Origin of the sequence: Providencia vermicola (assembly GCF_020381325.1) — a bacterium.
GTDB classification, from domain to species: domain Bacteria; phylum Pseudomonadota; class Gammaproteobacteria; order Enterobacterales; family Enterobacteriaceae; genus Providencia; species Providencia vermicola.
On the sequence record NZ_JAGSPI010000004.1, the window covers coordinates 253,159 to 278,645 of the forward strand.

The 25,487-nt window shown below is 40.2% G+C and carries 22 protein-coding genes; 8 read left to right on the forward strand and 14 right to left on the reverse strand.

What is annotated here, in order from left to right:
• Nucleotides 1–121 precede the first annotated feature (121 nt).
• The 7 genes from KDJ85_RS07820 to nadC all read right to left on the reverse strand — a co-directional run bounded on the left by KDJ85_RS07820 (nucleotide 122) and on the right by nadC (nucleotide 10,963).
• Nucleotides 122–445, reverse strand: a complete 324-nt coding sequence (locus tag KDJ85_RS07820; protein ID WP_225819170.1) for a hypothetical protein — start codon at nucleotides 443–445, stop codon at nucleotides 122–124.
• 14 nt (nucleotides 446–459) lie between these two features.
• Nucleotides 460–2,079, reverse strand: coding sequence for a hypothetical protein (locus tag KDJ85_RS07825; RefSeq protein WP_225819171.1), 1,620 nt, complete (start codon nucleotides 2,077–2,079; stop codon nucleotides 460–462).
• Nucleotides 2,080–2,348: 269 nt separating this feature from the next.
• The gene (gene lpdA / locus KDJ85_RS07830; RefSeq protein ID WP_206082677.1) at nucleotides 2,349–3,776 is read right to left on the reverse strand and encodes a dihydrolipoyl dehydrogenase; all 1,428 of its coding nucleotides are present in this window, start codon (nucleotides 3,774–3,776) and stop codon (nucleotides 2,349–2,351) included.
• Between the two features lie 204 nt (nucleotides 3,777–3,980).
• Complete coding sequence (aceF, locus tag KDJ85_RS07835; RefSeq protein WP_225819172.1) at nucleotides 3,981–5,840, reverse strand: pyruvate dehydrogenase complex dihydrolipoyllysine-residue acetyltransferase; 1,860 nt, start codon at nucleotides 5,838–5,840, stop codon at nucleotides 3,981–3,983.
• A 13-nt stretch (nucleotides 5,841–5,853) separates the two neighbouring features.
• Nucleotides 5,854–8,520, reverse strand: coding sequence for a pyruvate dehydrogenase (acetyl-transferring), homodimeric type (aceE, locus tag KDJ85_RS07840; RefSeq protein ID WP_225819173.1), 2,667 nt, complete (start codon nucleotides 8,518–8,520; stop codon nucleotides 5,854–5,856).
• Between the two features lie 173 nt (nucleotides 8,521–8,693).
• Nucleotides 8,694–9,464: a pyruvate dehydrogenase complex transcriptional repressor PdhR gene (pdhR, locus tag KDJ85_RS07845; RefSeq protein WP_225819174.1), complete on the reverse strand. Its 771-nt coding sequence runs from the start codon at nucleotides 9,462–9,464 to the stop codon at nucleotides 8,694–8,696.
• 596 nt (nucleotides 9,465–10,060) lie between these two features.
• Nucleotides 10,061–10,963 carry a carboxylating nicotinate-nucleotide diphosphorylase gene (gene nadC, locus KDJ85_RS07850; RefSeq protein ID WP_225819175.1) on the reverse strand — a complete coding sequence of 301 codons (903 nt, stop codon included), beginning with the start codon at nucleotides 10,961–10,963 and terminating at the stop codon, nucleotides 10,061–10,063.
• Between the two features lie 105 nt (nucleotides 10,964–11,068).
• Here nadC and ampD point away from each other — a divergent pair, with 105 nt between their 5' ends.
• The 7 genes from ampD to yacG all read left to right on the forward strand — a co-directional run bounded on the left by ampD (nucleotide 11,069) and on the right by yacG (nucleotide 16,654).
• Nucleotides 11,069–11,605, forward strand: coding sequence for a 1,6-anhydro-N-acetylmuramyl-L-alanine amidase AmpD (ampD, locus tag KDJ85_RS07855; RefSeq protein WP_225819176.1), 537 nt, complete (start codon nucleotides 11,069–11,071; stop codon nucleotides 11,603–11,605).
• A gap of 276 nt (nucleotides 11,606–11,881) precedes the next feature.
• Nucleotides 11,882–12,307 (forward strand): prepilin peptidase-dependent pilin, encoded by a 426-nt coding sequence (ppdD, locus tag KDJ85_RS07860; RefSeq protein WP_206082683.1) that lies wholly within the window; start codon nucleotides 11,882–11,884, stop codon nucleotides 12,305–12,307.
• A 12-nt stretch (nucleotides 12,308–12,319) separates the two neighbouring features.
• A complete protein-coding gene (locus KDJ85_RS07865) occupies nucleotides 12,320–13,717 on the forward strand; it encodes an ATPase, T2SS/T4P/T4SS family (protein WP_225819177.1) in 1,398 nt (465 codons plus the stop codon).
• A 1-nt stretch (nucleotide 13,718) separates the two neighbouring features.
• Nucleotides 13,719–14,906 (forward strand): type II secretion system F family protein, encoded by a 1,188-nt coding sequence (locus tag KDJ85_RS07870; RefSeq protein WP_225819178.1) that lies wholly within the window; start codon nucleotides 13,719–13,721, stop codon nucleotides 14,904–14,906.
• Between the two features lie 161 nt (nucleotides 14,907–15,067).
• Complete coding sequence (coaE, locus tag KDJ85_RS07875; protein ID WP_225819179.1) at nucleotides 15,068–15,673, forward strand: dephospho-CoA kinase; 606 nt, start codon at nucleotides 15,068–15,070, stop codon at nucleotides 15,671–15,673.
• Between the two features lie 8 nt (nucleotides 15,674–15,681).
• The gene (gene zapD, locus KDJ85_RS07880) at nucleotides 15,682–16,440 is read left to right on the forward strand and encodes a cell division protein ZapD (protein WP_225819180.1); all 759 of its coding nucleotides are present in this window, start codon (nucleotides 15,682–15,684) and stop codon (nucleotides 16,438–16,440) included.
• Nucleotides 16,441–16,456: 16 nt separating this feature from the next.
• On the forward strand, nucleotides 16,457–16,654 hold the full coding sequence (gene yacG / locus KDJ85_RS07885) for a DNA gyrase inhibitor YacG (protein WP_206082688.1): 198 nt from the start codon (nucleotides 16,457–16,459) through the stop codon (nucleotides 16,652–16,654).
• Nucleotides 16,655–16,737: 83 nt separating this feature from the next.
• Here yacG and mutT read toward each other — a convergent pair whose 3' ends face one another.
• The 3 genes from mutT to secM form a co-directional block, all read right to left on the reverse strand.
• Nucleotides 16,738–17,130 carry an 8-oxo-dGTP diphosphatase MutT gene (gene mutT / locus KDJ85_RS07890; protein WP_225819181.1) on the reverse strand — a complete coding sequence of 131 codons (393 nt, stop codon included), beginning with the start codon at nucleotides 17,128–17,130 and terminating at the stop codon, nucleotides 16,738–16,740.
• A gap of 60 nt (nucleotides 17,131–17,190) precedes the next feature.
• Complete coding sequence (gene secA / locus KDJ85_RS07895; protein ID WP_225819182.1) at nucleotides 17,191–19,902, reverse strand: preprotein translocase subunit SecA; 2,712 nt, start codon at nucleotides 19,900–19,902, stop codon at nucleotides 17,191–17,193.
• A gap of 96 nt (nucleotides 19,903–19,998) precedes the next feature.
• On the reverse strand, nucleotides 19,999–20,526 hold the full coding sequence (secM, locus tag KDJ85_RS07900) for a secA translation cis-regulator SecM (protein ID WP_225819183.1): 528 nt from the start codon (nucleotides 20,524–20,526) through the stop codon (nucleotides 19,999–20,001).
• A gap of 76 nt (nucleotides 20,527–20,602) precedes the next feature.
• Here secM and KDJ85_RS07905 point away from each other — a divergent pair, with 76 nt between their 5' ends.
• Nucleotides 20,603–21,124, forward strand: coding sequence for a DUF721 domain-containing protein (locus tag KDJ85_RS07905; RefSeq protein ID WP_225819184.1), 522 nt, complete (start codon nucleotides 20,603–20,605; stop codon nucleotides 21,122–21,124).
• Between the two features lie 26 nt (nucleotides 21,125–21,150).
• Here KDJ85_RS07905 and lpxC read toward each other — a convergent pair whose 3' ends face one another.
• The 4 genes from lpxC to ftsQ all read right to left on the reverse strand — a co-directional run bounded on the left by lpxC (nucleotide 21,151) and on the right by ftsQ (nucleotide 25,487).
• On the reverse strand, nucleotides 21,151–22,068 hold the full coding sequence (gene lpxC, locus KDJ85_RS07910) for a UDP-3-O-acyl-N-acetylglucosamine deacetylase (RefSeq protein ID WP_225819185.1): 918 nt from the start codon (nucleotides 22,066–22,068) through the stop codon (nucleotides 21,151–21,153).
• 99 nt (nucleotides 22,069–22,167) lie between these two features.
• Nucleotides 22,168–23,328: a cell division protein FtsZ gene (gene ftsZ, locus KDJ85_RS07915; RefSeq protein WP_206082694.1), complete on the reverse strand. Its 1,161-nt coding sequence runs from the start codon at nucleotides 23,326–23,328 to the stop codon at nucleotides 22,168–22,170.
• 60 nt (nucleotides 23,329–23,388) lie between these two features.
• Nucleotides 23,389–24,645 (reverse strand): cell division protein FtsA, encoded by a 1,257-nt coding sequence (ftsA, locus tag KDJ85_RS07920; RefSeq protein ID WP_225819186.1) that lies wholly within the window; start codon nucleotides 24,643–24,645, stop codon nucleotides 23,389–23,391.
• 35 nt (nucleotides 24,646–24,680) lie between these two features.
• A complete protein-coding gene (ftsQ, locus tag KDJ85_RS07925; protein WP_225819187.1) occupies nucleotides 24,681–25,487 on the reverse strand; it encodes a cell division protein FtsQ in 807 nt (268 codons plus the stop codon).

The following is a 25,487-nucleotide window of genomic DNA, read 5'->3' on the forward strand; positions in this document are numbered from 1 at the left end:
TTAAAGATTTCTCGGATGAAATTCTCGGCAGTAGCATTTTTTTGTGCTGGATTACCCCGCAGTCCGAGGGAGAGTAAAACTATTAACAGAGATCCCAGCACAGAACTGGGATCTTTTGTCACTAAAAATCAGACCACTCTGCGTAGCTAATATCATCTTCGGTTAATTCAGTAAAACCATCTTGACTTAGCATTTTATTAAAATAAAGGATCGTATCTTCTAATGCCTCCTCAATAGTATCTCCATACCCAATAGCACATTCAGGAGAACCATCAAATTTTCTTTTTATTGCTAAGTCAGTCATTCCAGTGAAATTTCCAGATTGGCTTTCATAGATTTTCACCTTCATTTTAGAATAAGGTAAAATAGGGATCATAGTAATCGTAAATTCAGCAACTGTTTTTTTTATCCTACCAACATTCGTAATATGTAAATCATGCCACATAATGTATTCACCTTTTATTGTTTTCCAAACGATATTATCTTTCCATCAGTTGTTTTATCTAGATATTTCCCGTTTTTATAATAACGAGTTACATTATCAGTCTCACCCCTTATTTTAGCGGTTCGAGCACCTTTTAAATTTTCAGCGAATCCTCCCGCTTTCCTTTTATATTCCGCAACACTATCTGCTCCAACGTCTTTTCCATGCTTTTCATAATGTTTTTGTAACGACTCTTCAGGTGAATTAAAACTACCTTGATGCCATTCATCCTTAATTTTGTTCTTATTCTTAGATAAATAGGCAATATCTTCTATTGTAATCTGATTAGGAAGTGGTGTTATATGCGTATTATCAATACGTTCAGGAATTTGTTCTCCACCAGTGTCAGTCCGTCCTTGTTCAGGAATTTGGTTACCGCCAGTATGAGGTTTAACATCTATTCGGTCACCCCATGTTTGAGTCCCAAACATCCCCCGAGCCATGCCTTTTCCACTGATAATTTGTTCATCAATATAAGCAATTTGCAGTGGGGATAGCCCTTTTATTGCGTCAGTATCGCCTTTTCTTGCGGCTATTCCTGCATTTATCGCTTCTGCGATTTGGTCTCGCGTTAAACCAAAATTAACACCTAACTTAGCGATATCGTTCTGGCAACCGCTACTTTTAACGCATTCGCTATAGCCTTTTTCTACCCCCTCTACGACGGCTGTTTTGGCTGCACTTAATGAATTATTCCCAACATTTGTTTTTTTTGCTGCTTTATCTAAATCATTTGAGCAGCTCATGCCAAAAGAGCAATCAAACGTTTCAGCTAAACCATCGCGAATATTGCCTACTGTATTTTCGATACCTTTCGCAAGGCCACTATTTCCCGCTTGTGTTACTTGCGAGTTTGAACCTGCACGATAAGATAATGTAGGAACACTTGGCGTGGGGATAACCAATACACTACTTCGAGCTATTCTCAGTTTATTTAATTCATTTATATTAGACTGAATTTCATTCAGTGTATTTTGATGCCGCGTTTTAAAAGCCAATAAATGATTTCTTGCTTCTATTTCGACGCGCTGATTAACTGCCTTATAAAATGGCTCTACATTAAAAAAATCAACTCGGGGTATACCCGGTATTTTACCTGAAAAATTATTAGATAAAATTCTATCTCTATCTTGCTTCGTATTTAATTTTAATGTTGCAGTGATATTTAATTCTGATGAATAGAACTTCCATTGATAAGTACAAGGGTATTTCTCTGGGTTATTCAAAAACTTCCACTCATAAGATTTTTCAATATTACTCAGTTCCTCCCTTAATATAACAATTTTATCTTCGATAATTTCTTGTGGTGATTTTTTCGGTTCATTTTTTAAAACGGGCAACTCTGGTGGTGGCTGTACCTGCTCCTGATAATCATGAAACTCCTTTTGAGGAGGCTCTTTATTAAAGCTATCATGGTAATAATCAACTTCTTTTAACCTATCATAAATATCAGTGATCCATGTGTTTTTATGCATCTCCTCATATTGATCATCAGAAACATTATTCATTTCATTTTGAAAATAACGGCTAAAGCTACTGGGTGGGGTGTGACTTCCTATTACTGTCATTGAATCTATATGACTCATATCTGCCATAATCTAATTTCCTTATTAGCGATTAAATAACTCAATAAGGAAAATAAGATTTTAATTTTTTATAGTCAACTAAGTGATACCATTCTAATAATACGAAATTTCAGAATTAAATAATTATATTTAAAATAAGCATTATTGAATTAAATAAAATATTGTTTTTTATTTTTAGACAGATACAAAAAAGCCAACGTGTTTCCACATTGGCTTCAATTCGCTTTGGCGATAAACAGTATACTAGAGATACTGTTTATCTGTACGATTAAAGAAAATTACTTTTTCTTTTTCGCTTTAGCGTTTGGTAAGTCAGTGATGCTACCTTCGTAGATCTCTGCAGCCATACCAATTGATTCGTACAGTGTTGGGTGAGCATGGATAGTTAATGCTAAATCTTCTGCATCACAACCCATTTCGATTGCTAGACCGATTTCGCCCAGTAATTCGCCACCGTTCACACCGACAACCGCACCACCGATAACACGGTTAGATTGCTTGTCAAAAATCAGCTTAGTCATACCTTCTGAGCAGTCAGATGCAATTGCACGACCTGATGCAGCCCATGGGAAAGTTGCCACTTCGTAGCTGATGTTTTGCTCTTTCGCTTCTTTCTCAGTTAAACCAACCCAAGCAACTTCTGGCTCAGTATAAGCGATAGATGGAATAACTTTCGGGTCAAAGTAGTGTTTCAGACCAGAGATAACCTCTGCCGCAACGTGACCTTCGTGAACACCTTTGTGAGCCAACATTGGTTGACCAACGATGTCACCGATAGCAAAGATGTGCGGAACGTTAGTGCGCATTTGTTTATCCACGTGGATAAAGCCGCGATCATCAACTTCAACGCCAGCTTTGCCTGCATCTAAGTTTTTACCGTTAGGAACACGGCCAATAGCCACTAACACAGCATCATAACGTTGTGGTTCTGCGGAAGCTTTTTTACCTTCCATAGACACATAAATACCGTCTTCTTTCGCTTCAACTGCAGTAACTTTCGTTTCTAACAGCAGGTTGAATTTTTTGCTGATTTGTTTGGTGAATACTTTAACCACATCTTTGTCAGCCGCAGGGATGACTTGGTCAAACATTTCAACCACATCGATTTGAGAACCCAGTGCATGATACACAGTTCCCATTTCTAAACCGATGATACCACCGCCCATAACCAGAAGACGCTCTGGAACTTCTTTCAGTTCTAACGCATCGGTTGAATCCCAAATACGTGGGTCTTCATGAGGAATGAATGGTAATTGAATTGGACGTGAACCCGCTGCAATGATTGCGTTATCGAAATTGATAGTCGTGCTACCGTTTTCGCCTTCAACAACCAGTGTATTTGCACCTGTAAATTTACCCAGACCGTTAACGACGGTCACTTTACGGCCTTTCGCCATACCAGCCAAGCCACCCGTCAGCTGATTAATGACTTTTTCTTTCCATAAACGAACTTTAGAGATATCGGTTTTTGGCTCACCAAATACGATACCGTGCTCTGCTAATGCTTTCGCTTCTTCGATCACTTTTGCAACATGCAATAAAGCTTTTGAAGGGATACAACCCACGTTTAAACAAACACCACCAAGGGTTGAATAACGTTCAACTAAAACAGTTTCTAAACCTAAGTCAGCGCAACGGAAAGCCGCAGAATAACCTGCAGGGCCTGCACCAAGCACAACGACTTGGGCTTTAATTTCAGTACTCATCATGACCTCTTTTTGTTTTGTCCAGCGGTACTGCTGAATAAACGATCTTCCACTGGAAAAGTACACACCGAGAGCAGTTTACAGAATTGTTAACACCCTGAAAAGGCTCATTTCGTGATGTAACTCCCAACCTTTCGTAGCAGCAGCAAAAAATTCTGCCTCAGCCTAAATAAAACAGACCGGCCTATCAGCCGGTCTTATTATTTACATCACTAAACGGCGAATATCGCTCATTAATTGCCCTACTAGGGTGATGAAGCGTGCTCCATCAGCCCCATCGATGACACGGTGGTCAAAGGACAGTGACATAGGCAGGATCAGGCGAGGAACAAACTCGCTACCGTTCCAAACAGGTTTCATTGAAGAACGTGACAGCCCCATAATAGCCACTTCTGGTGCGTTCACGATTGGTGCAAAACCAGTTGTACCGATACCACCAAGGCTAGAGATGGTGAAACATCCGCCTTGCATATCAGCCGCAGTCAGTTTACCTGCACGCGCTTTCTTAGAAACTTCCATCAGTTCACGAGATAACTCTAAAATGCCTTTTTTGTTAACGTCTTTAAAGACAGGAACAACTAAGCCATTTGGTGTATCAACCGCGATACCGATATTGATATATTTTTTCAAGAACAGACGCTGTGCATCTTCAGAAATCGAGCTGTTAAAGCGCGGCATTTCTTCCAGAGCGCGGGCAACCGCTTTCATGACAAAAACTAATGGCGTGATTTTCACGTCCAGTTTTTTCTTCTCTGCTTCTTTATTCTGTTGCTTACGGAATTCTTCAACTTCAGTGGTATCCACTTCTTCCATCAGCGTAACGTGTGGGATCATCACCCAGTTACGGCTCAGGTTTGCACCAGAGATTTTTTGGATACGACCCAGTTCGACTTCTTCAACTTCACCAAACTTGCTGTAATCCACTTTCGGCCATGGCAACATACCTGGTAAACCACCACCTGCCGCAGCTGGAGATTCAGCGCGTTTGACTGCATCTTTCACGTAAGCTTGAACGTCTTCACGCAGGATACGGCCTTTACGACCAGTGCCTTTTACTTTCGCTAAGTTAACACCGAACTCACGCGCTAAGCGGCGAATAACCGGTGTTGCGTGGATGTATGCGTCGTTCTCAACAAATTCATTTTTGCTATCAGCTGCTTTTGCAGGTGCAGGTGCAGGTGCAGGTGCAGCTGGAGCTGGAGCTGGTGCAGCAGGTGCCGCTGCTTGAGCAACTGGTGCGGCACCGGCAACTTCAAAGGTCATGATCAGCGAGCCAGTTTTGACTTTGTCACCTGTCGCAATCTTGATTTCTTTAACGGTTCCAGCAAATGGTGCAGGAACTTCCATTGATGCTTTATCGCCTTCAACCGTAATGATTGATTGCTCAGCAGAAACGGTATCACCCACTTTAACCATCACTTCGGTAACTTCAACTTCATCACCGCCGATATCTGGCACGTTAACGTCTTTAATTGCAGAGGCTGCTGGAGCCGCTGGTGCTGCTTGAGCAACTGGAGCAGCGGCTGGCGCTGAGCCTGCGACTTCAAAGACCATGATCAGCGAGCCCGTTTTCACTTTATCGCCTGTCGCAATCTTGATTTCTTTAACAGTTCCAGCAAATGGTGCAGGGACTTCCATTGATGCTTTATCGCCCTCAACGGTAATTAAAGATTGCTCCGCAGTCACGGTATCGCCAACTTTAACCATGATTTCAGTAACTTCAACTTCATCGCCACCGATATCAGGTACAGCAACGTCTTTTGACGCTGCGGCGCTTGGTGCTGCCGCTGGGGCTGCTGGCGCTTGTGCTGGAGCGGGTGCTGCTGCACCCGCTTCTGCTTCAAAGACCATGATCAGCGAACCAGTTTTCACTTTGTCGCCTGTCGCAATTTTAATTTCTTTTACCACACCCGCTTGTGGTGATGGGACTTCCATAGAAGCTTTATCACCTTCAACGGTAATGAGCGATTGCTCTGCTTCTACTTTGTCACCAACTTTAACCATCACTTCGGTGACTTCAACTTCATCAGCACCGATATCTGGCACTTGGATTTCAATAGACATTGATATTTACCTCTTATGCCAAACGTGGGTTAACTTTTTCTGGGTTGATGTTGTATTTTTTAATCGCTTCTTCAACGACTTTAACATCAACTTCACCACGTTTAGCTAATTCACCTAACGCTGCTACGATGACATAGCTGGTATCCACTTCAAAGTGGTGACGCAGGTTTTCACGACTGTCAGAACGACCGAAACCATCAGTACCCAGTACGCGGTAATCACTTGCTGGTACATAAGTACGAACTTGTTCAGCAAACAGTTTCATGTAGTCAGTTGATGCAACTGCTGGCGCATCATTCATTACTTGTGCAATGTATGGAACGCGTGGCGTTGCAGATGGGTGCAGCATATTCCAACGCTCACAATCTTGACCATCACGTGCCAATTCAGTGAATGAGGTTACACTGTAAACATCAGAACCGATGCCATACTCAGCAGACAGAATATCTGCCGCTTCACGAACGTGGCGCATCATTGAGCCTGAACCTAACAACTGCACTCTACCTTTGCTACCTTCAACAGAAGCCAGTTTGTAAATACCTTTACGGATACCTTCTTCTGCACCTTCTGGCATTGCAGGCATGTGGTAGTTTTCGTTCAGAGTCGTGATGTAGTAGTACACGTTCTCTTGTTTCTCACCGTACATGCGCTCTAAACCGTTTTGCATAATCACTGCAACTTCATAAGCGAATGCAGGGTCATAAGAAATACAGTTAGGAATAGTCAGTGATTGAATATGGCTGTGACCATCTTCGTGCTGTAAGCCTTCACCATTCAGCGTTGTACGACCTGAAGTACCACCAATCAGGAAGCCACGTGCTTGTTGGTCACCTGCTGCCCACATTAAGTCACCAATACGTTGGAAACCAAACATTGAGTAGTAGATATAGAATGGGATCATCGGTAAGTTGTTAGTGCTGTAAGATGTTGCAGCCGCTAACCAAGAAGAACCTGCACCCAGCTCGTTAATACCTTCTTGCAGGATTTGACCTTTCGAGTCTTCTTTATAGTAGGCAACTTGTTCTCTGTCTTGCGGTGTATATTGCTGACCTTTCGGGCTATAAATACCGATTTGACGGAACAGACCTTCCATACCAAATGTACGCGCTTCGTCAGCGATAATTGGCACTAAACGCTCTTTGATAGAGTTATTTTTCAACATCACGTTCAATGCACGAACGAAAGCAATCGTGGTCGAAATTTCTTTTGATTGTTCTTCTAATAATTGGCTGAAATCTGCTAGTGCAGGGATTTCCAGTTTCTCATCAAAAGTTGAACGGCGAGCAGGTAAATAGCCACCCAGCGCTTGACGACGCTCATGCAGGTATTTGTACTCTTCAGAATCTTTTTCGAAAGTAATGTATGGCAGTTTTTCGATTTGCTCATCAGCCACTGGCACATTGAATTGATCACGGAAATGGCGAACGCCATCCATGTTCATTTTTTTCACTTGGTGCGCAATGTTTTTACCTTCTGCTGTTTCGCCCATACCATAACCTTTAATGGTTTGCGCTAAAATAACAGTTGGTTTGCCTTTGGTTTCTTTTGCTTTCGCAAATGCAGCATAGACTTTCTTCGGATCGTGACCGCCGCGATTCAATGCCCAAATCTCATCATCAGTCATATCTTTAACTAATGCAGCAGTTTCTGGGTAACGATTGAAGAAGTGCTCACGGACGTATGCACCATCACGTGATTTAAAGGTTTGGTAATCACCGTCTAAAGTTTCGTTCATTAACTGAACAAGCTTGCCGCTCGTATCTTTACGCAGCAGCTCGTCCCAACGGTCACCCCACATAACTTTGATAACTTGCCAGCCAGCACCGTTAAAGATACCTTCTAATTCGTTAACAATTTTTCCGTTACCTGTTACTGGGCCATCCAGACGCTGCAGGTTACAGTTGATAACGAAAACTAAGTTATCTAATTTATCACGTGTTGCGATAGTAATCGCACCTTTAGATTCAGGCTCATCCATCTCACCATCACCTAAGAATGCATATACGCGCTGCGCAGATGTATCTTTCAGGCCACGGTTATCAAGGTATTTCAGGAACTTAGCTTGATAGATAGCATTGATTGGGCCCAACCCCATTGATACTGTTGGGAATTGCCAGAAGTCAGGCATCAATTTAGGGTGCGGATATGAAGATAGGCCATTTCCACCAATTTCTTGACGGAAGTTGTTCATTTGCTCTTCAGTTAAACGACCTTCTAAGAAAGCACGTGCATAGATACCTGGAGAGATGTGACCTTGGAAGAATACTAAGTCTCCGCCATCATTATTGTTATGAGCACGGAAGAAGTGGTTGAAGCAGACTTCATACAAGGTTGCTGATGACTGGAAAGAAGCCATGTGGCCGCCCAGTTCTAAGTCTTTTTTAGACGCACGCAGAACAGTCATTACTGCGTTCCAGCGAATTGCAGAGCGAATACGGCGCTCTAAGTCCATGTTACCAGGGTATGCAGGCTCATCTTCAACAGCAATTGTGTTGATGTAATCAGAACGACCAGATGCACCAGCAGCAATACTTACGCCGCCTTTACGCGCTTCGCTTAATACCTGTTCGATAATAAACTGAGCACGATCAACACCTTCTTCACGGATGACCGATTCAATCGCCTGTAGCCAGTCGCGAGTTTCAATCGGATCCACGTCATTTTTTAACATATCTGACATGGTGTATTCCTTATCTGTTATCTATTTTATATGGTTATGTGGAGCCTATCTTCCTGCTATTTTCCCAATATTGCTAAAACAGCGGGAAGATAGGCCCTGATGTAGTTGCCGCTTTAACTCTTACTTTTAGAGCATTCACAATAATATAGACGCAGCAGTCAGGATCTATATTACTAAATTAAATCAGGGTGTTGCTGTAACCGCCGTAAAGAACGTTCCCGACGAGTTTGCTCTCGGCTAATATCCAATAGCAAATCTTCAATAAAAGACAGGTGACGGTGAGATGCTTCGCGCGCTTTTTCAGGCTCTCTTGCCATTATTGCAGCAAAAATTTGTGCTCTATGGGAGCTAACCGCGTTATACATCTCTTTACGGGTATACAAAAATTCAAAGTTTTGACGGATATTCTGTTCTAACATAGGGATCATGCAACGCAATAAATGCAATAGAACCACGTTGTGAGCCGCTTCTGTCACAATGAGTTGGTATTGGAGTACCGCATCTGACTCGGCATCTAACTCGCCGCTTTTTTGCGCTATTTCGATAAGTTCATAACTTTGACGAATACGGTCAAGATCTTCTTCAGTACCACGAAGTGCAGCATAATAGGCTGCAATACCTTCAAGGGCATGACGAGTTTCAAGAAGATCAAATTGAGATTCAGGATTACCTTCGAGTAACTGAGCTAAAGGATCACTAAAGCTTTGCCACATTTTCTTTTGTACGAAGGTGCCGCCGCCTTGACGACGAGATAGAAGCCCTTTCGCTTCTAATGTTTGAATTGCTTCACGCACTGATGGCCTAGATACGTCAAACTGTTTTGCGAGTTCACGCTCAGGGGGCAGCTTTTCGCCAGGGCGCAATGTCCCTTCGAAAATAAGATGTTCAAGCCGTTGCTCTATTACATCTGATAACTTTGGTTGGCGAATTTTACCGTAAGTCATAATCTGCCATATTCATAAGTGAGTAATTATTGATTACGTATTACCCAGTGTTAATTGGTAATACCAATTTGTTTATGGGCTAATAAAGTAACAAAGTATTCACTATCTGTCCATAAAGACCTTGCGCTAAATCATAAAATCCTGCAAATATTAACAAATTTTTTTAAAATTTAGCATGTTTTGATAACTAAACAACCAATGTCGTGAGAATATTTTTAACATAAAAAACATCATTTACCGACTAAAAATACAAACTGAATCGTAAAAGCAATTATTTTAATGAATAAAAATTCAAAATAAGCAAGTTAAAAATCAAATGAAACCTTAGCTACTCTATTATACTTAAATGTCTCACTTTTTTTGTTTCGAAAATGTTAAAATAACAACTGAATTTATACTTATCTTAAATTCCAACCGCATCTTCAACCCAAATTGGCCCGCTTTCTATAGAAAAATATTGGTTCTTTTAAAAATAATATGCCAACACATCCGCTTTATGGATGCTGATATAAGCCACTTAATGAGAAATATAAGAACTGTATGATAAAATTAAGCAATACAGTTCTTATATCAAACTTTGATAGCGTAATGATGCCCTAGGAATGGCTCTCAACAAAACGCATCGATAAGTCCATCGCTTGAATATGTTTAGTTAAAGCCCCCACTGAAATAAAATCAATGCCAGTTTCTGCAAATTCTTTTATTGTTTTTAGTGTCACATTACCTGAAACTTCAAGCGCAGCCTTCCCTGCAGTTAGCACTACAGCCTCTTTCATCATTGTCGGTGTAAAGTTATCTAACATAATGATGTCTGCGTCTGCTTTTAGCGCTAGAAGTAACTCATCTAGACTTTCCACCTCAATTTCAATCGGTACTTCAGGATGTGCTTGTCTGGCAAGTTCAACCGCCTTATCCACCGAACCTGCTGAAATAATATGATTTTCTTTAATTAAATAGGCATCTGACAGTCCCAAGCGATGGTTAAATCCTCCCCCCATAAGAACAGCATACTTCAATGCAGTTCTTAGGCCAGGAATCGTTTTACGAGTATCGAGTAGCTTGGCTCGAGTTCCTGCAATCTCTTTTACGTATATCGCAGTTACTGTTGAAACCGAAGAGAGTGTTTGAATAAAATTCAGCGCAGTCCGCTCCCCTGTTAATAAAACTTGAGATGGCCCCTGCATTTCACATAACACTTGATTTGATGTGACGGTATCACCGTCTTTCACTTTCCAATCAGTTTTAACTAACCCGCCTAATTGAAGAAAGACTTCTTCTAACCATTGTTTACCGCAAAAGATACCGTTTTCCCGTGTAATAATACGGGCGGTTGCAATCGCGCTTTCACTAAGTAACTGCCCAGTGATATCTCTTTTATAGTCAACAACCTGCCCAAGGTCTTCTTTTAATGCAACTGTCACCATAAAAGGGATATCAACTGCTAATCGCTCTAGTAGAATGCCGCGTCTTTGCTGTTCATCATAACGCCGTATAGCCATTTCTTTCTCCAAAATATGCTCTCGTCTTATTGTATCTATGCTAATCTTTCCATCCAAAGATAACGAGCCCTGACAAAAAGAAAACAGAATACTATGGATAACGAGATGAAAATACATGATGGTTGGTTAAATAATGTGACTCATATCCCCTCACCGCATCATGATCAACGCCCTGATGGTGTTACTCCCTCTTTGCTCGTTATCCATAATATTAGCCTTCCTCCAGGTCAATTTGGTGGGCCTTATATTAATCAATTATTCACAGGGGTTTTGAATCCTCAAGAACATCCTTTTTTTGAGGAAATAAAACACCTTCGCGTTTCTGCTCATTGCCTAATTCGCCGTGATGGCTCAATTATTCAGTATGTTCCTTTTCATTTACGTGCTTGGCATGCAGGGCAATCAAACTACCAAGGAAAAGAAAAATGCAATGATTTTTCAATTGGCATTGAGCTAGAAGGCACTGATTTTGAGCCGTTTACTGAATCACAGTACCAATCTCTCGCGACTTTAACCCAACAACTTATTACTCAATATCCATTGATCGCCCATAATATTACGGGTCATAGCGATATCGCCCCTTTACGTAAAACCGATCCTGGTCCATTTTTTGATTGGCAACATTATAGAAACTTACTTTAAAATTAGTTTAATAATATATAGCAATGAAAGTTAATTATTCTTTAATTGCTATATATTTATTACTCTTAATATGCTTATCCTCCTTTAATTAAAGGCAGTAAAAAACACCAAGATTAAAATTAAATTATATTTTGCGAAGCCGATCGATAAAATATGTAATAAACAATCAATTCATTTATTTATCTACAAAGCGTTTCGCAATATGTTTTACAATGAATAAAATATAGGGAAAAATAGCTTTATGATAAAACCTCACTTAACAACAGAGGTTTTATTATGCGACAACAAGGATTTTCACTTATCGAAATAATGGTTGTTATTGCAATAATATCTATACTTGGTGTTATTGCTATTCCAGGTTATCAAAGCTATATGCAAAAGGCTGCAATGACCGATGTCCTGCAAACCATTCTACCTTACAAAAATAGTATTGAGATATGCCACTTCAATTTCGGTAGTCTATCTCAATGTAATAGTGGTAACGATAATATTCCAAATAATATTTCAGGGAAACACATCAAAACCATTGATGTAAAATCAGGTATTGTGAAACTGAGTGGAGATAAAACATTATCAGACCTTAATATTACACTAACACCTGTTGTCACAGGTAATAACTCGCCATTTAAATGGAATGTTGCTTGCGAAATAAAAGACAATACCAATTTGAAATCTTTATGTGAAAAAACGTTTAGTTTTTAATTGAGGATAATTATGAATATAACGAAAGATAACCAGTTTATATTTAAAGAATTAAAAAAACTATGTGATAAGCACTATATTATTATCGTGGATTATAACCATAAGCGATTATCTATCGCCACGGTTAAAAAACCTGATGATAATCTTATGGCGACTCTAAAGTTTATTGCTAGCGTTCCTGTTTGCTATGATATTTGGCCTAAAGAAAAGGTTGATCATTACTTTAATAGTGCAATACATCAAATCAAAGAGGAGGATATCTCTTACCAACCTAAAGAAGCAGAGACATTAAATATTACATCTCCTGCGGTTGATTTTGTTGAGAATTTACTTAAAACCGCTGTTCATAAACGCTCATCAGATATTCATCTTGAGCCATCCAAGCAGGGTTTAAAGATTAGGATCCGTGTTGATGGGAAACTTTACTTCCTTCCTTCAGCACCCTACGAAATTAACAATGAAATCATTGCGCGGCTAAAAATACTTTCCAAAATGAATATTGCGGAAAAAAGACGTCCACAAGATGGACAGATGAATTGGTACTTTGATGGGCAAAATTACAGCATACGCCTTTCTAGTATTCCCACCTTATATGGTGAAAAACTCGTATTAAGAATTCTTAATACTCAATTAAAATATTCATTAGAGCACATAGGGATGTGCTCTTCCCTTCTTGACTCATTAAAAAGATACTTAAATCAGCCTCAGGGGCTAATCTTAGTGACAGGCCCTACAGGCAGTGGCAAAACAGTGACTTTATATAGCGCCTTGGAATTTTTAAATCAATCTTCTCGGAATATTTCAACAATAGAAGACCCCATTGAAATTCCTTTACACGGAATTAATCAAATACAGGTTCATGAAAAATCCGAACTTAGCTTTGCTTTTATTCTTAGGGCGCTATTACGCCAAGATCCCGATATTATTATGATTGGTGAAATAAGGGATGAAGAAACCGCCCAAATTGCTACTCGTGCAGCGCAAACTGGCCATTTAGTTTTATCTACATTGCATACCAATTGTACTGTAAGCGCTATAGAACGTATGATCCAACTTGGTGTAGAAAAAAAACAATTAATGTCTTGTTTAAAAATGGTGATAGCTCAAAGATTAGTACGTAAATTATGCCCTAAATGCAAAATACCGGCGCCATCAAAAACTCAGCTAAATAGAGTGTTAACGGTTAATGAATGGAGGTCTAAAGGATGTGAGCATTGTTTTTCTGGCTTTATGGGAAGAACAGCTGTTTATGAGTATATTGACCAGCAAATAATTCAAGATTTACAGGAACAACAAGGTCGTAATATTGTAAATTTTGAACGTCTTTTTCAAGCAGGTATCAAGCTTATTGAATCAGGGGAAACAACGTTACAAGAAATTTATGCCATTGTTGGCAACGAAGGGGCTTAAAATGTTCATTTATTCATATATTGCACTCAATGCTCACAACCAAATAATTGAAGATACCTTGTTAGCTAAAAGTAAAAAAAAAGCTTTTCTTATTATTACTGAGAATAACCTTATTCCATTAAAAATAAAAATTAAAGCGATTTTTAATTTAAATCACACTTGTATTAACTATCGAATACATTTCTTTCATCAGCTAGGTGCCTTAACATCATCAGGGATAACTCTAATACAAAGCTTAAAAATACTTTCAGAAAATTGCCACCTTCCTTTTTGGCGTCACTTTATTAAAAGTTTAATTCTACATATCGAAAAAGGGGAGCTTTTTTCCGATTTTTTAAAGAATCATCCACAAATTTTTAGCAGCACAATTATTAGCCTTATCATTGTTGCAGAGAAAACAGGTAAATATGATGAAAATTTCAATACGATTAGCTTTATGTTAGAGCATAATGAAAAAATCTCTGCGTTGTTCAAAAAAGCAATACGTTATCCGCTCACTCTCTGTCTATTTTCAGGTATGTTACTATGCATTATGTTTTTGTATGTCATTCCTCAATTTAAAGAAATTTACGATAGCTTTCAACAGGAGCTGCCTCTATTAACACAAGTTATGCTTTACCTATCCGACTTTATAAAAAAACAATTCACATATTTTTTATCGTTTATTTTCGTTATTATAATATTTACACTAAAGATAAATAATCGCCATAACTTATACTTACAACATTTTTTTTCAAAACTGCCAGTATTTAAAAACTTAATCGCCTATCATTATCTAAGCTTGTATTTTCTAACAGTATCATCTACATATAAAATCGGTCTTCCACTAATTGACTGTTTAAACTGTACAATACAAACAATCAATAATAAGCGATACAAAAATGATTGTGAAAATATTCTCTCTGCTGTTCTTAAAGGTGAGACACTCTCAAATTCAATGAAAGCGACGGTTTTATTCCCAAGTTTAGCCGTTCAATTAATCGCCATTGCTGAAGAGTCAGGTAAACTCCATTATTTTACAAGATACCTATTTAAGTTCTACTCCGAACAATACATGCTCCATATAGAGAGAAAAGTGAAAAACTTAGAACCCGCCCTTCTTGTATTTATTTCACTCTTAATCGGTATCATTATGCTAGCGATGTATCTTCCAATATTTAATTTAGGGAATGTTGTCACTGGATTATAATTTTTCAATAATATTCTTTTCGTATTATTAACATACTCCAACTATATGGAATCATGCATATAAGTATTTTTAACTACATTCATTCGCGTTAATTTGAGTGAAGACAAACGGATAATTTCAGTGTAATCTATTTTTATTTTCTATAAGTGATCGAAAAATTTATGCCTTATATCGTTGCTTTAACAGGGGGAATTGGGAGTGGTAAAACGACCATTGCGAACAACTTTGCTAAATTTGGCGTCCCCATCGTCGATGCTGATGTAATAGCTCGTCAGGTTGTAGAGCCGAATACTCCCGCTTTTGACGCTATCAGGTCACACTTTGGTAAAGAGATTATCTCTTTAGATGGCACGCTAAATCGAGCTCTTTTAAGAGACATTATTTTCTCAAACACGAATGAAAAAAAATGGCTAAATGCACGTCTTCACCCTTTAATTCAGCAAGAGACGCAAAAACAGCTCCACCAAGACAATTATCCTTATGTATTATGGGTTGTTCCTTTATTAATTGAAAATAATATTTCTCATTTAGCAGACAGGGTATTAGTCGTTGATGTTACCCCTGAAGAACAAATTCAACGTACAATAAAAAGAGACAATATTAGTCTCGAACAGGTTAAAAATATATTAAATGCACAAGTTAGCCGTGAAAAACGATTATCTTATGCTGATGACATTATTACAAACCATACTAAAGACACCAGCATTCAAGACAAGGTAGCAAATCTTCACAATAAATATTTAACACTAGCAAAAATAAAAACATAGGAATTAAAATGGGCGAACTAGCAACTACAAATTTAATCACTTATGAATATCCAATGAATGAAAAGATCCGTTCTTGGTTGCGCCTTGAAACTCTTTTATCTCAAATTTATGAACTCAGCAATATCACCTCCTACTCTTCCGGTATCGCATTTTTTCGTTCAGTCTCAGAACTTATTGAAATTCTAGATAGAGGCGAAGTCCGTTCAGATCTTATTAAAGAGCTTGAAAAACAACGCACTCGCTTATCAAATTGGGCTAGCGACCCTAATGCAGACAACCAACTAATTAGTTCATTACTCACTGATTTATCAAATAAAATATCTCACTTAATGTCTGCACCTCGCTTTGGTCACCATTTACGAACAGATAAAATTATTAGCATGGTTCGCCAAAGACTAAGCATTCCAGGTGGCTGCTGTAGTTTTGATTTACCTACCTTACAACTATGGTTAAATATTCCGCAAAATGAACGTGATAAAGCCATCAGTGGCTGGCTTCAAAGTCTCGATCCTTTAAATGATGCTTTAAAAACAGTTCTGTCATTAATTCGTCAATCAGGAACGTTTGAAACTAAAGAATCATTTAATGGCTTTTATCAAGATAGTGTCGAAGGTAAAGAACTACTGCGCATAAAATTGCCCGCAGAAAACTTTATTTACCCACAAATTTCAGGTCACAAAACACGCTTTGCTTTACGTTTTCTACATATCGATAGCGAGAATGGTATACTCCCTGATATGATCCGTTTTGAATTATCTTGCTGTTAAAGTAGAGAAATGTTTTATGAGTGAAATTATTGAAGTTAACTGCCCAACCTGTCAAAAAGTTGTGATTTGGAATGAAAGCAGCCCTTTTAGGCCTTTTTGCAGCAAGCGATGCCAGCTCATTGATCTTGGTGAATGGGCCAGTGAAGAAAAACGCATTGCAAGCCAGAGCGATATCTCTGAAAGTGATGATTGGAGTGAGCAACCAGATAACTAGCTTTATATTTTTATAAAGTGGAAAATGTAACCTCAGTTTAAACTTGTATATTTTCCACTTTATTTTCAATGTATTAAAAAATATTATTGTATAAGCATCTCTACAATAACACGGTTTGCTGGTGGGAACTCATTCTCAACCAATGCTTTTTGTTCTACCCAGCGTGAATCCTGCCCTTCTTTTCCATAAGGTTCATTATCCCACTCTGAGACAATAAAGAAATAAAGTGTAATAATTCTATCTTCAAACTCATGATCTACACGATGAAATTGTTCATACTGAGTGGCAATAATCCCGACTTCTTCCTCAAGCTCACGAATCAAGGCAGCTTCAGGTAATTCACCTTGTTCTAGCTTTCCGCCAGGAAACTCCCAAAAGCCAGCCATATGCGTGCCTTCTGGTCGTTTAGTAATAAAAATTTTTTGCTGGGAATTACGAATAATTCCAGCCGCGATATGCAGATGTTTTTTTTTCATAGTCTTTTCGTCAAAAAGGCGGGTTACCCCGCCTTTTTTATCTTAATGAGTAATAGTAACTTAATTCAAACGGCCATGACATTGTTTGTATTTTTTACCTGAGCCACAAGGACAAGGGTCGTTACGGCCAATTTTGTGACCTTGAGTTGCTATGTTAGCTTCGGTTTCAGTCATTAAAGATTCAGCACCCGCTTCATGACTTAATTGTTGCCTTTTCGCTAAACGCTCAGCTTCTTCACGACGCTGTTGCTCTAATGCTTCAACCTCTTCAGGTAAACGAACTTGTACCTTAGATAATGTGCTGATTACTTCATATTTCAAGGCTTCAAGCATATTAGCAAACATACTAAAGGATTCGCGTTTATATTCTTGTTTAGGGTCTTTTTGTGCATAACCACGTAAGTGAATACCCTGGCGCAAGTAATCCATCGAAGCCAAGTGCTCTTTCCATAAGGTATCTAGTGTTTGTAACATGACACCTTTTTCAAAGTTGCGCATCGCTTCTGCACCAACAATTTCCTCTTTACGCTCATAGATTTCAACCGCTTTTTGCATGATACGTTCACGTAAAGTTTCTTCATGCAATTCAGGTTCTTTATCCAGCCATTCTTTCATTGGCAGATCAAGGTCAAAGTCATTAACTAAACGCTGATGCAATCCGTCAATATCCCACATTTCCTCTAACGATTGAGGTGGAATATAGGCATCCATCGTGGTGGTAAAGACATCTTCGCGAATGCTGTCAACCGTTTCTTTAATATCACCACCGTCGAGTAATTCATTACGCTGTGTATAAATAGCACGACGTTGATCACTCGCAACATCATCATATTCAAGCAATTGTTTACGAATATCAAAGTTACGGCTTTCAACTTTGCGCTGTGCGTTAGCAATCGCTTTAGTTACCCATGGATGTTCAATCGCTTCTCCTGGTTTCATACCCAGTTTTTTCATCATGCCTGTCACACGATCAGAGGCGAAGATACGCATCAGAGCATCTTCCATCGATAAGTAAAAACGTGAAGAACCCGCATCCCCTTGACGACCTGCACGACCACGTAACTGGTTGTCAATACGACGTGATTCATGGCGCTCTGTACCAATGATGTGCAAACCACCTGCTGCTAAAACCGCATCATGGCGCACTTTCCAATTTGCTTTGATTTCATCAATTTGCTCTTGCGTTGGCTCTTCTAACGCAGCAACTTCGGTCTGCCAGCTTCCCCCTAACATGATATCCGTACCACGGCCTGCCATGTTAGTTGCAATAGTAACTGCACCAGCTTGTCCCGCGTTTGCGATGATATCCGCTTCCATTGCGTGGAATTTTGCATTCAGCACATTATGGTTAATCTTAGCTTTTTTCAGTGCGTTAGAAATCAGCTCTGATTTCTCGATAGAAATTGTCCCCACCAGCACAGGTTGGCCATTCGACGTTCTTTCACGAATATCTTCAATGATGGCTGCAAATTTATCGGTTTCGTTCATGTAAACGAGGTCAGGTAAATCTTTACGCACCATTGGACGGTTAGTTGGGATAACAATAGTGTCTAATTTATAAATTGAGCTAAATTCAAATGCTTCAGTATCCGCTGTACCCGTCATACCCGCCAGTTTTTCGTATAAACGGAAATAGTTCTGGAATGTAATCGACGCTAAGGTTTGGTTTTCATTTTGAATTTCAACACCTTCTTTTGCTTCAACCGCTTGGTGTAAGCCATCTGACCAGCGACGCCCTTCCATTGTACGACCCGTATGTTCGTCAACGATTACGATTTGGCCATCTTTAACAATATAGTCAACATCTAAGGTGAACAATGCATGAGCACGTAAGCCTGCCATTACATGGTGCATAAGCATAATGTTTGTTGGTGAATATAATGATTCGCCTTCATCCATTAAGCCTTCTTTTGCCAGAAGTTCTTCAATTAACACCAGACCACGTTCGGTGATAGTGACTTGGCGTGATTTCTCATCAACAGAGAAATGCCCTTCCCCTTGGAAAGTATCTGAATCTTCTTTTTCTTGGCGTTGCAAATGTGGAATTAACTTATCCACTTTTTGGTAAAGTTCTGAGCTATCTTCTGCTGGACCTGAAATGATCAGCGGTGTACGCGCTTCATCGATAAGGATTGAGTCGACCTCATCCACTAATGCATAGTGCAATTTACGTTGTACACGCTCTTCAGGGCTAAATGCCATGTTGTCACGTAAGTAGTCGAAACCAAACTCGTTATTAGTACCATAAGTAATATCTGCAGCGTAGGCTTCGCGCTTCGCAGGCGGTGCCATACCTGGTAAATTGATACCAACCGTTAAACCTAAAAATTCAAATAATGGGCGGTTATTTTCCGCATCACGTTTTGCTAAGTAGTCGTTTACCGTCACAACATGGACGCCTTTGCCACTTAACGCATTAATATAAGCAGGTAATGTCGCGGTTAATGTTTTACCTTCACCTGTACGCATTTCTGCAATACAACGTTCGTTGAGTACCATCCCACCAATTAACTGCACATCAAAGTGACGCATACCAAAAACACGACGGCTTGCTTCACGCACGGTCGCAAATGCTTCTGGAATAATGCTTTCTAAGCTCTCGCCTTTAGTTAAGCGTTCACGGAATTCAACTGTTTTGGCTTTTAACTCATCGTCTGATAATTTTTCAAAATCAGGCTCTAAGCGATTAATTTTTTCCACTTCTTTGCGCAGTCTGCGCAGAGTACGATCATTACGGCTACCGAATACTTTGGTCAAAATTTTAGTTAACATACTTGTAATCTCATTAAATCAATAAGTTATTTTATTATTTCATAGATTTTAAGGCGCAGATTTTCTCAACATTGAGTTGATAAATCTGTTAAGAGATCAAGCAGTTAATGGACCAGCACGAATGCCATGCACTTGTGCAACCCAAATTGCAGGCTGGTAGGTAACAAAATGAGGGTAAATATAATGACTGACTAGCACCGTGCTTTCGTGCGTTTGAAGTGAACGCTCTGCCAACATGGCATAAAGCGTATCCAACATCAATTGTGGTGCAATAAGCTGTTCGGATTCTTCTTTTGTCGTCGCTACGTCATCATCTTCATTTGCAGAAAAAGCAAACGTGAGTTGTCGAATAACATTGCGCACCGCATGTTGCTGCCAATAATTAACCGAGTATGATGATGAAGAAGAAGAGCGCTGAGAATTTTGCTGCGCAAATAAGTTATCAAATGCATTAACCGCTTGGTTTTGGCGGTTTGCGGGTGATGAGTTAACTTGCGTAAGCTGAGATTCAGAAAGAGCATTTAAAATCGTAGGCAAGCCGACACCCGTGGCAACCACACCTAATAATAGGTGGGACCAAAAGTATTTTCTACCGAGCTGTCGCCAAAAATTTAAAATGCCCATTAAACTCTTATATAATAAATACGTGACAATATTTTTATCTGTATATTAGTTTCATCATTGTTAGCTGGAGCCACAAATGAGAGATAGTCATCCACAAGCACTTTTCGATGTTCTTGAGGGATCATTGGCAAATTCATCAAATACTTTACAAACTATTCAGCGAAATGCGAAAGCCATTATCAAGCTGAACCGCGCTGTAAAGGGCTTATTGCCAGCTGAAATTAAGCCAATGTGCCGTGTTGCAAACTACCGCAATAATATTATGGTCATTGAAGTGGCAAATGCCAGTTGGATGACCCGTCTTAATTATGAAAAATTAAACTTACTTTCCGCACTAAGAACTTCTATTCTACCATCATTATCGTCTATCGACATCAGAATCAATCCCGATTTAATGCGAAAAAGCAAACAAAATAGTTCAGTAAATAACCGAACAGCTGCATCAACACAAAAAATGAACGAAAGGCAGATAAGTACACAAACAGCACAAGTATTATTAAAATTAGCAGAAAATAGCCCGAAAGGATTAAAAGAAAGGTTTGAGCGGCTGGCTGCACTAGCCGGAGAGAGTACTAGTGCAACCAACAGAAAGCGCTAGCCCAGGTTGGGCTAGCCGCATATTAATTATGCGTATACAGCTGAAGGCGCTTTGAATGCCACAGGCAATTGCGCTTCATCTTCAAAGGTGACCAGATCCCAAGCTGATTCTTTCGCAAGAACCGCCTGCAGAAGTTTGTTATTCAGTGCGTGGCCAGATTTGAACGCAGTGAATGCGCCAATAATGTTGTGCCCACACATGAATAAATCACCAATTGCATCCAACATTTTGTGACGAACGAATTCATCTTCAAAACGTAAGCCATCTTCATTGAGGACTTTATAGTCATCAACAACGATAGCGCAGTCGAAACTACCGCCTAAGCATAAGCCTTGGGATTGCAGATATTCGATATCACGCATAAAACCAAACGTACGTGCACGGCTGATTTGGTTCACAAATGATTCCGCAGAGAAATCAAGTGAATAGCGCTGAGTGCTGCTATCAATCGCCGGGTGTTGGAAATCGATAGTGAAATCAAGACTGAAACCATTGTAAGGTCGCATTTCTGCCCACTTATCGCCATCTTCAACACGAACAGTTTCTTTAATACGTAAAAATTTCTTCGCACAATTTAATTCTTCAATACCGCCATCAAGCAGTAAGAAAACAAACGGTGCAGCACTGCCATCCATAATCGGGATTTCAGGCGCATTGACTTCAATAACAATGTTATCGATACCTAACCCTGCTAAAGCAGCATTCAAATGCTCAACGGTCGAAATACGTACGTTATCTTCATTGACTAAGCAAGTACATAACATCGTATCGCGAACGGATTTCGCATCTGCCGGAAAATCAACCGGTGGATTAAGGTCAGTACGACGGTAGATGACCCCGGTGTTTGCCGGCGCTGGACGTAAAGTCAGCGTAACTTTTTTGCCGGTATGTAAACCAACACCAGTCGCTGTAATAATACGTTTTAATGTCCGTTGTTTGATCATCGTCTATTTCTCGCAATGTTATAAGTCCTACTGATCATCATACAAGATAATCAGTAGGAAATTTTAGCACAAAAAGCGGAGAATCCAATATAAATAAAATTAATCGGCTTGCTTACGCAAGAACGCAGGAATATCGAGATAATCTGGTTCTTTGTTTGTTTGCGTATTTTGGTCATTGACCGCTTTAGCCGCTGCTGGTTTCTCTTCGGTTAATGAAGACATGCTATTTTGCATTTGCTGATAGCGTTGTTCCATTGACGCCTGCTGTGACATTTTGTTGCTAACTAAGGTAATTTCAGGGCGTTTGTCCATACCAATACCTGTTGCAACAACTGTAACTCGCAGCTCTTCATGCATTTCTGGGTCGAGAGAAGTACCGATTACCACGGTCGCATTATCAGATGCGAATGCACGAATAGTGTTACCTACCGTTTCAAACTCATCCAAACGCAGGTCGAAACCAGCGGTGATGTTGACTAACACACCACGAGCGCCTGACAGGTCGATGTCTTCCAGTAATGGGCTAGAAATTGCCATTTCAGCAGCTTCTTCGGCTCTATCTTCACCGCGTGCCACACCAGACCCCATCATCGCGTAGCCCATTTCTGACATAACGGTACGCACGTCAGCAAAGTCCACGTTCATTAAACCTGGGCGAGTAATCAGCTCTGCGATACCTTGTACTGCGCCTTTAAGTACGTCATTTGCCGCACCAAAAGCATCCAGTAATGAGATACCACGACCAAGAACTTTTAATAATTTGTCATTTGGGATGGTGATCAACGAGTCAACATGTTTTGATAACTCAGTGATACCCGCTTCTGCAAATGCCATACGCTTTTTGCCTTCAAAATTGAAAGGCTTAGTCACGACCGCAACTGTCAGAATACCCAATTCTTTCGCCACTTCGGCAACGACTGGCGCTGCACCTGTGCCTGTACCACCGCCCATACCTGCTGCGATGAAAACCATGTCTGCACCATCTAATGCATTACGTAGCGCTTCGCGATCTTCTTCCGCAGCATTGCGGCCGACTTCAGGGTTTGCACCTGCACCCAGACCTTTTGTAATACCCGTACCGATCTGGATAGTTTGTCCGACTGCGGTTTTACGCAGTGCTTGTGCGTCCGTGTTGACGGCGAAGAATTCGACGCCTTCAATACGTTCACGCACCATGTGTTCAACGGCATTACCGCCGCCGCCACCAACACCGATGACTTTAATCACCGCATCGTTAGTGAGCTCCATTGGTTCAAACATAATGTCTCTCCGTTTTGTGCTTACTACTTTTGAAGCTAATAATAGGCTTCTTTATTAAAATTAGAATTCTTTTCTCAACCAACTGGTGATTTTACTGAACCAACCTGTGACTGAGGCACGCTTTTCTGTCTCGGTATCATCGCCAAGATGGCTTTCTTTACCGTAATGCAGAAGCCCTACCGCGGTAGAATAATATGGCTCCTGCGCGTAATCTGTTAACCCCGTAATATTTAATGGCGTACCAATTCTTACTTGGGTGTGGAACACTTTCTGGGCACATTCAACTAAACCGTCAATCTGTGCAGCACCGCCTGTTAAAACAATACCAGCCGCTAAATGGTGTTTGACACCTTGTTGACGTAACTGTTCCTGTAAATTTAAAATTTCTTCATTTACTAAGTTTAACAGCTCAGTATACCGCGGCTCGATGACTTCTGCTAAGGTTTGACGTTGTAAACTTCTCGGTGGTCGACCACCGACGCTCGGCACTTCAACTGTTTCATCTTTGCTCACAATCGAACCAACAGCACAACCGTGGCGAACTTTAATCGCTTCTGCATCACTTGGTGGCGTACCAAAGGCATACGCGATATCGCTGGTAACCACATTCCCTGCATAAGGAATCACTTTGGTGTGGCGTAACGCACCGCCAGTATAAACGGCCATATCCATAGTACCACCACCGATATCCACCACACACACACCTAATTCACGTTCATCTTCAGTTAATACGCTATAGCTTGCTGCGAGACCAGCAAAAATCAGCTGGTCAACTTTTAGTCCACAACGTTCAACCGCTTTAACAATGTTTTTCGCCATATCATTATGACAAGTAATTAAATGAACTTTTGCTTGCATGCGCACACCCGACAAACCTACTGGGTTTTTAATCCCTTCTTGGTAGTCGATCGCAAATTCTTGCGGGATCACGTGCAGAATTCGATGCTCATCACGCACACGCACTGATTTCGCCGTATGCACCACACTATCAACGTCTTCTTGTGTCACTTCTTCTTCAGAAACTGGCACCATACCAATTTCATTTTGGCAGCTAACGTGTTTACCTGAAAGCGCCAAATAGACAGAGGAAATTTGGCAATCTGCCATCAGCTCTGCTTGGTCGATAGCCCGTTGAACACATTTTACGACAGACTCTAAGTCGTTTACGCCGCCTTTATCCATTCCACGAGATGGGCAGCTTCCCACCCCGATAATATTAACCATACCATCGGGCAGAATTTCGCCAACAAGGGCTGATACCTTGGAAGTTCCAATTTCAAGGCCTACCACTAATTTTCTGTCCGTTGCTTTAATCATTTCTTCTGCCTAAATTGAGTTATTAGCAATATTTTTTATTGTAACCCCGGTGGTGCATCAACCAAAACTGGCGCCCAGCCCACCGCAGCACCACTGGTATAACGTAAGTCAACGTAGTCGACGCGTTTGTCCGTTGTTTGCTGCAAGAGCGGATAAAGTTCAAGGAACCGATTTAACCGCTCTGAAACATCTTTTTTACCCAGTTCGATTCGGGTGTCGTTATCCAAAATGATTTGCCATGCATGGCGGGCTGTCATTGATAACGATTTAAGCTTTAACTTATGTGTCGCAAGCGTGTTTTTAAAGTTAGCGAGCTCTTTTAGTACCTCTTTTTGGCTACCTTGTGGGCCATAAAGCAATACATAATCTCCTTTACCATTTTCGCTTGCAGGTAAGTTAAACACCCTACCTTCTACATCCACCATATTTTGATCGTTCCATCTGGCGAATGGTTGGTACTCAACAATATGAATTTTCAATTCATCTGGCCATTGTTTACGCACAGTAACTTGGCGTATCCATGGCATCATACTTATTTGGTTTTGGATAGCGTTGACATCGACTGTCATAAACGTACCCGGTTGCCCTAACGATAAAATCGCCTTTCTTACATCATCGTTCTTGGTGTAATGCCGCTCACCTGTTAAGACGAGCTTTGACATCGGTAGCCTGTCAGCATCTTTCATCCACGTCATCACCATCCAACCACTCCAAACGATGGTACCGACAACGATGAGAAAGAAAAACAACCCGCCTAAAAATGCCCCATTACTTGGGCCTGAACGTGGGTCATCATCGTTGTGATTCTTATGATGCCTGACGTTTAACGCTGCTTGCGACAT

What these genes read in the sequence shown, in the direction of transcription:
- KDJ85_RS07820 (WP_225819170.1), bottom strand. Translation starts at nt 445, where the DNA reads ATGTGGCATGATTTACATATTACGAATGTTGGTAGGATAAAAAAAACA.
- lpxC (WP_225819185.1), bottom strand. Translation starts at nt 22,068, where the DNA reads ATGATCAAACAACGGACATTAAAACGTATTATTACAGCGACTGGTGTT.
- aceF (WP_225819172.1), bottom strand. Translation starts at nt 5,840, where the DNA reads ATGTCTATTGAAATCCAAGTGCCAGATATCGGTGCTGATGAAGTTGAA.
- KDJ85_RS07825 (WP_225819171.1), bottom strand. Translation starts at nt 2,079, where the DNA reads ATGGCAGATATGAGTCATATAGATTCAATGACAGTAATAGGAAGTCAC.
- nadC (WP_225819175.1), bottom strand. Translation starts at nt 10,963, where the DNA reads ATGGCTATACGGCGTTATGATGAACAGCAAAGACGCGGCATTCTACTA.
- secA (WP_225819182.1), bottom strand. Translation starts at nt 19,902, where the DNA reads ATGTTAACTAAAATTTTGACCAAAGTATTCGGTAGCCGTAATGATCGT.
- ftsQ (WP_225819187.1), bottom strand. Translation starts at nt 25,487, where the DNA reads ATGTCGCAAGCAGCGTTAAACGTCAGGCATCATAAGAATCACAACGAT.
- zapD (WP_225819180.1), top strand. Translation starts at nt 15,682, where the DNA reads ATGGGCGAACTAGCAACTACAAATTTAATCACTTATGAATATCCAATG.
- mutT (WP_225819181.1), bottom strand. Translation starts at nt 17,130, where the DNA reads ATGAAAAAAAAACATCTGCATATCGCGGCTGGAATTATTCGTAATTCC.
- KDJ85_RS07865 (WP_225819177.1), top strand. Translation starts at nt 12,320, where the DNA reads ATGAATATAACGAAAGATAACCAGTTTATATTTAAAGAATTAAAAAAA.
- ftsZ (WP_206082694.1), bottom strand. Translation starts at nt 23,328, where the DNA reads ATGTTTGAACCAATGGAGCTCACTAACGATGCGGTGATTAAAGTCATC.
- yacG (WP_206082688.1), top strand. Translation starts at nt 16,457, where the DNA reads ATGAGTGAAATTATTGAAGTTAACTGCCCAACCTGTCAAAAAGTTGTG.
- ftsA (WP_225819186.1), bottom strand. Translation starts at nt 24,645, where the DNA reads ATGATTAAAGCAACGGACAGAAAATTAGTGGTAGGCCTTGAAATTGGA.
- aceE (WP_225819173.1), bottom strand. Translation starts at nt 8,520, where the DNA reads ATGTCAGATATGTTAAAAAATGACGTGGATCCGATTGAAACTCGCGAC.
- coaE (WP_225819179.1), top strand. Translation starts at nt 15,068, where the DNA reads ATGCCTTATATCGTTGCTTTAACAGGGGGAATTGGGAGTGGTAAAACG.
- ampD (WP_225819176.1), top strand. Translation starts at nt 11,069, where the DNA reads ATGAAAATACATGATGGTTGGTTAAATAATGTGACTCATATCCCCTCA.
- lpdA (WP_206082677.1), bottom strand. Translation starts at nt 3,776, where the DNA reads ATGAGTACTGAAATTAAAGCCCAAGTCGTTGTGCTTGGTGCAGGCCCT.
- KDJ85_RS07870 (WP_225819178.1), top strand. Translation starts at nt 13,719, where the DNA reads ATGTTCATTTATTCATATATTGCACTCAATGCTCACAACCAAATAATT.
- KDJ85_RS07905 (WP_225819184.1), top strand. Translation starts at nt 20,603, where the DNA reads ATGAGAGATAGTCATCCACAAGCACTTTTCGATGTTCTTGAGGGATCA.
- ppdD (WP_206082683.1), top strand. Translation starts at nt 11,882, where the DNA reads ATGCGACAACAAGGATTTTCACTTATCGAAATAATGGTTGTTATTGCA.
- secM (WP_225819183.1), bottom strand. Translation starts at nt 20,526, where the DNA reads ATGGGCATTTTAAATTTTTGGCGACAGCTCGGTAGAAAATACTTTTGG.
- pdhR (WP_225819174.1), bottom strand. Translation starts at nt 9,464, where the DNA reads ATGACTTACGGTAAAATTCGCCAACCAAAGTTATCAGATGTAATAGAG.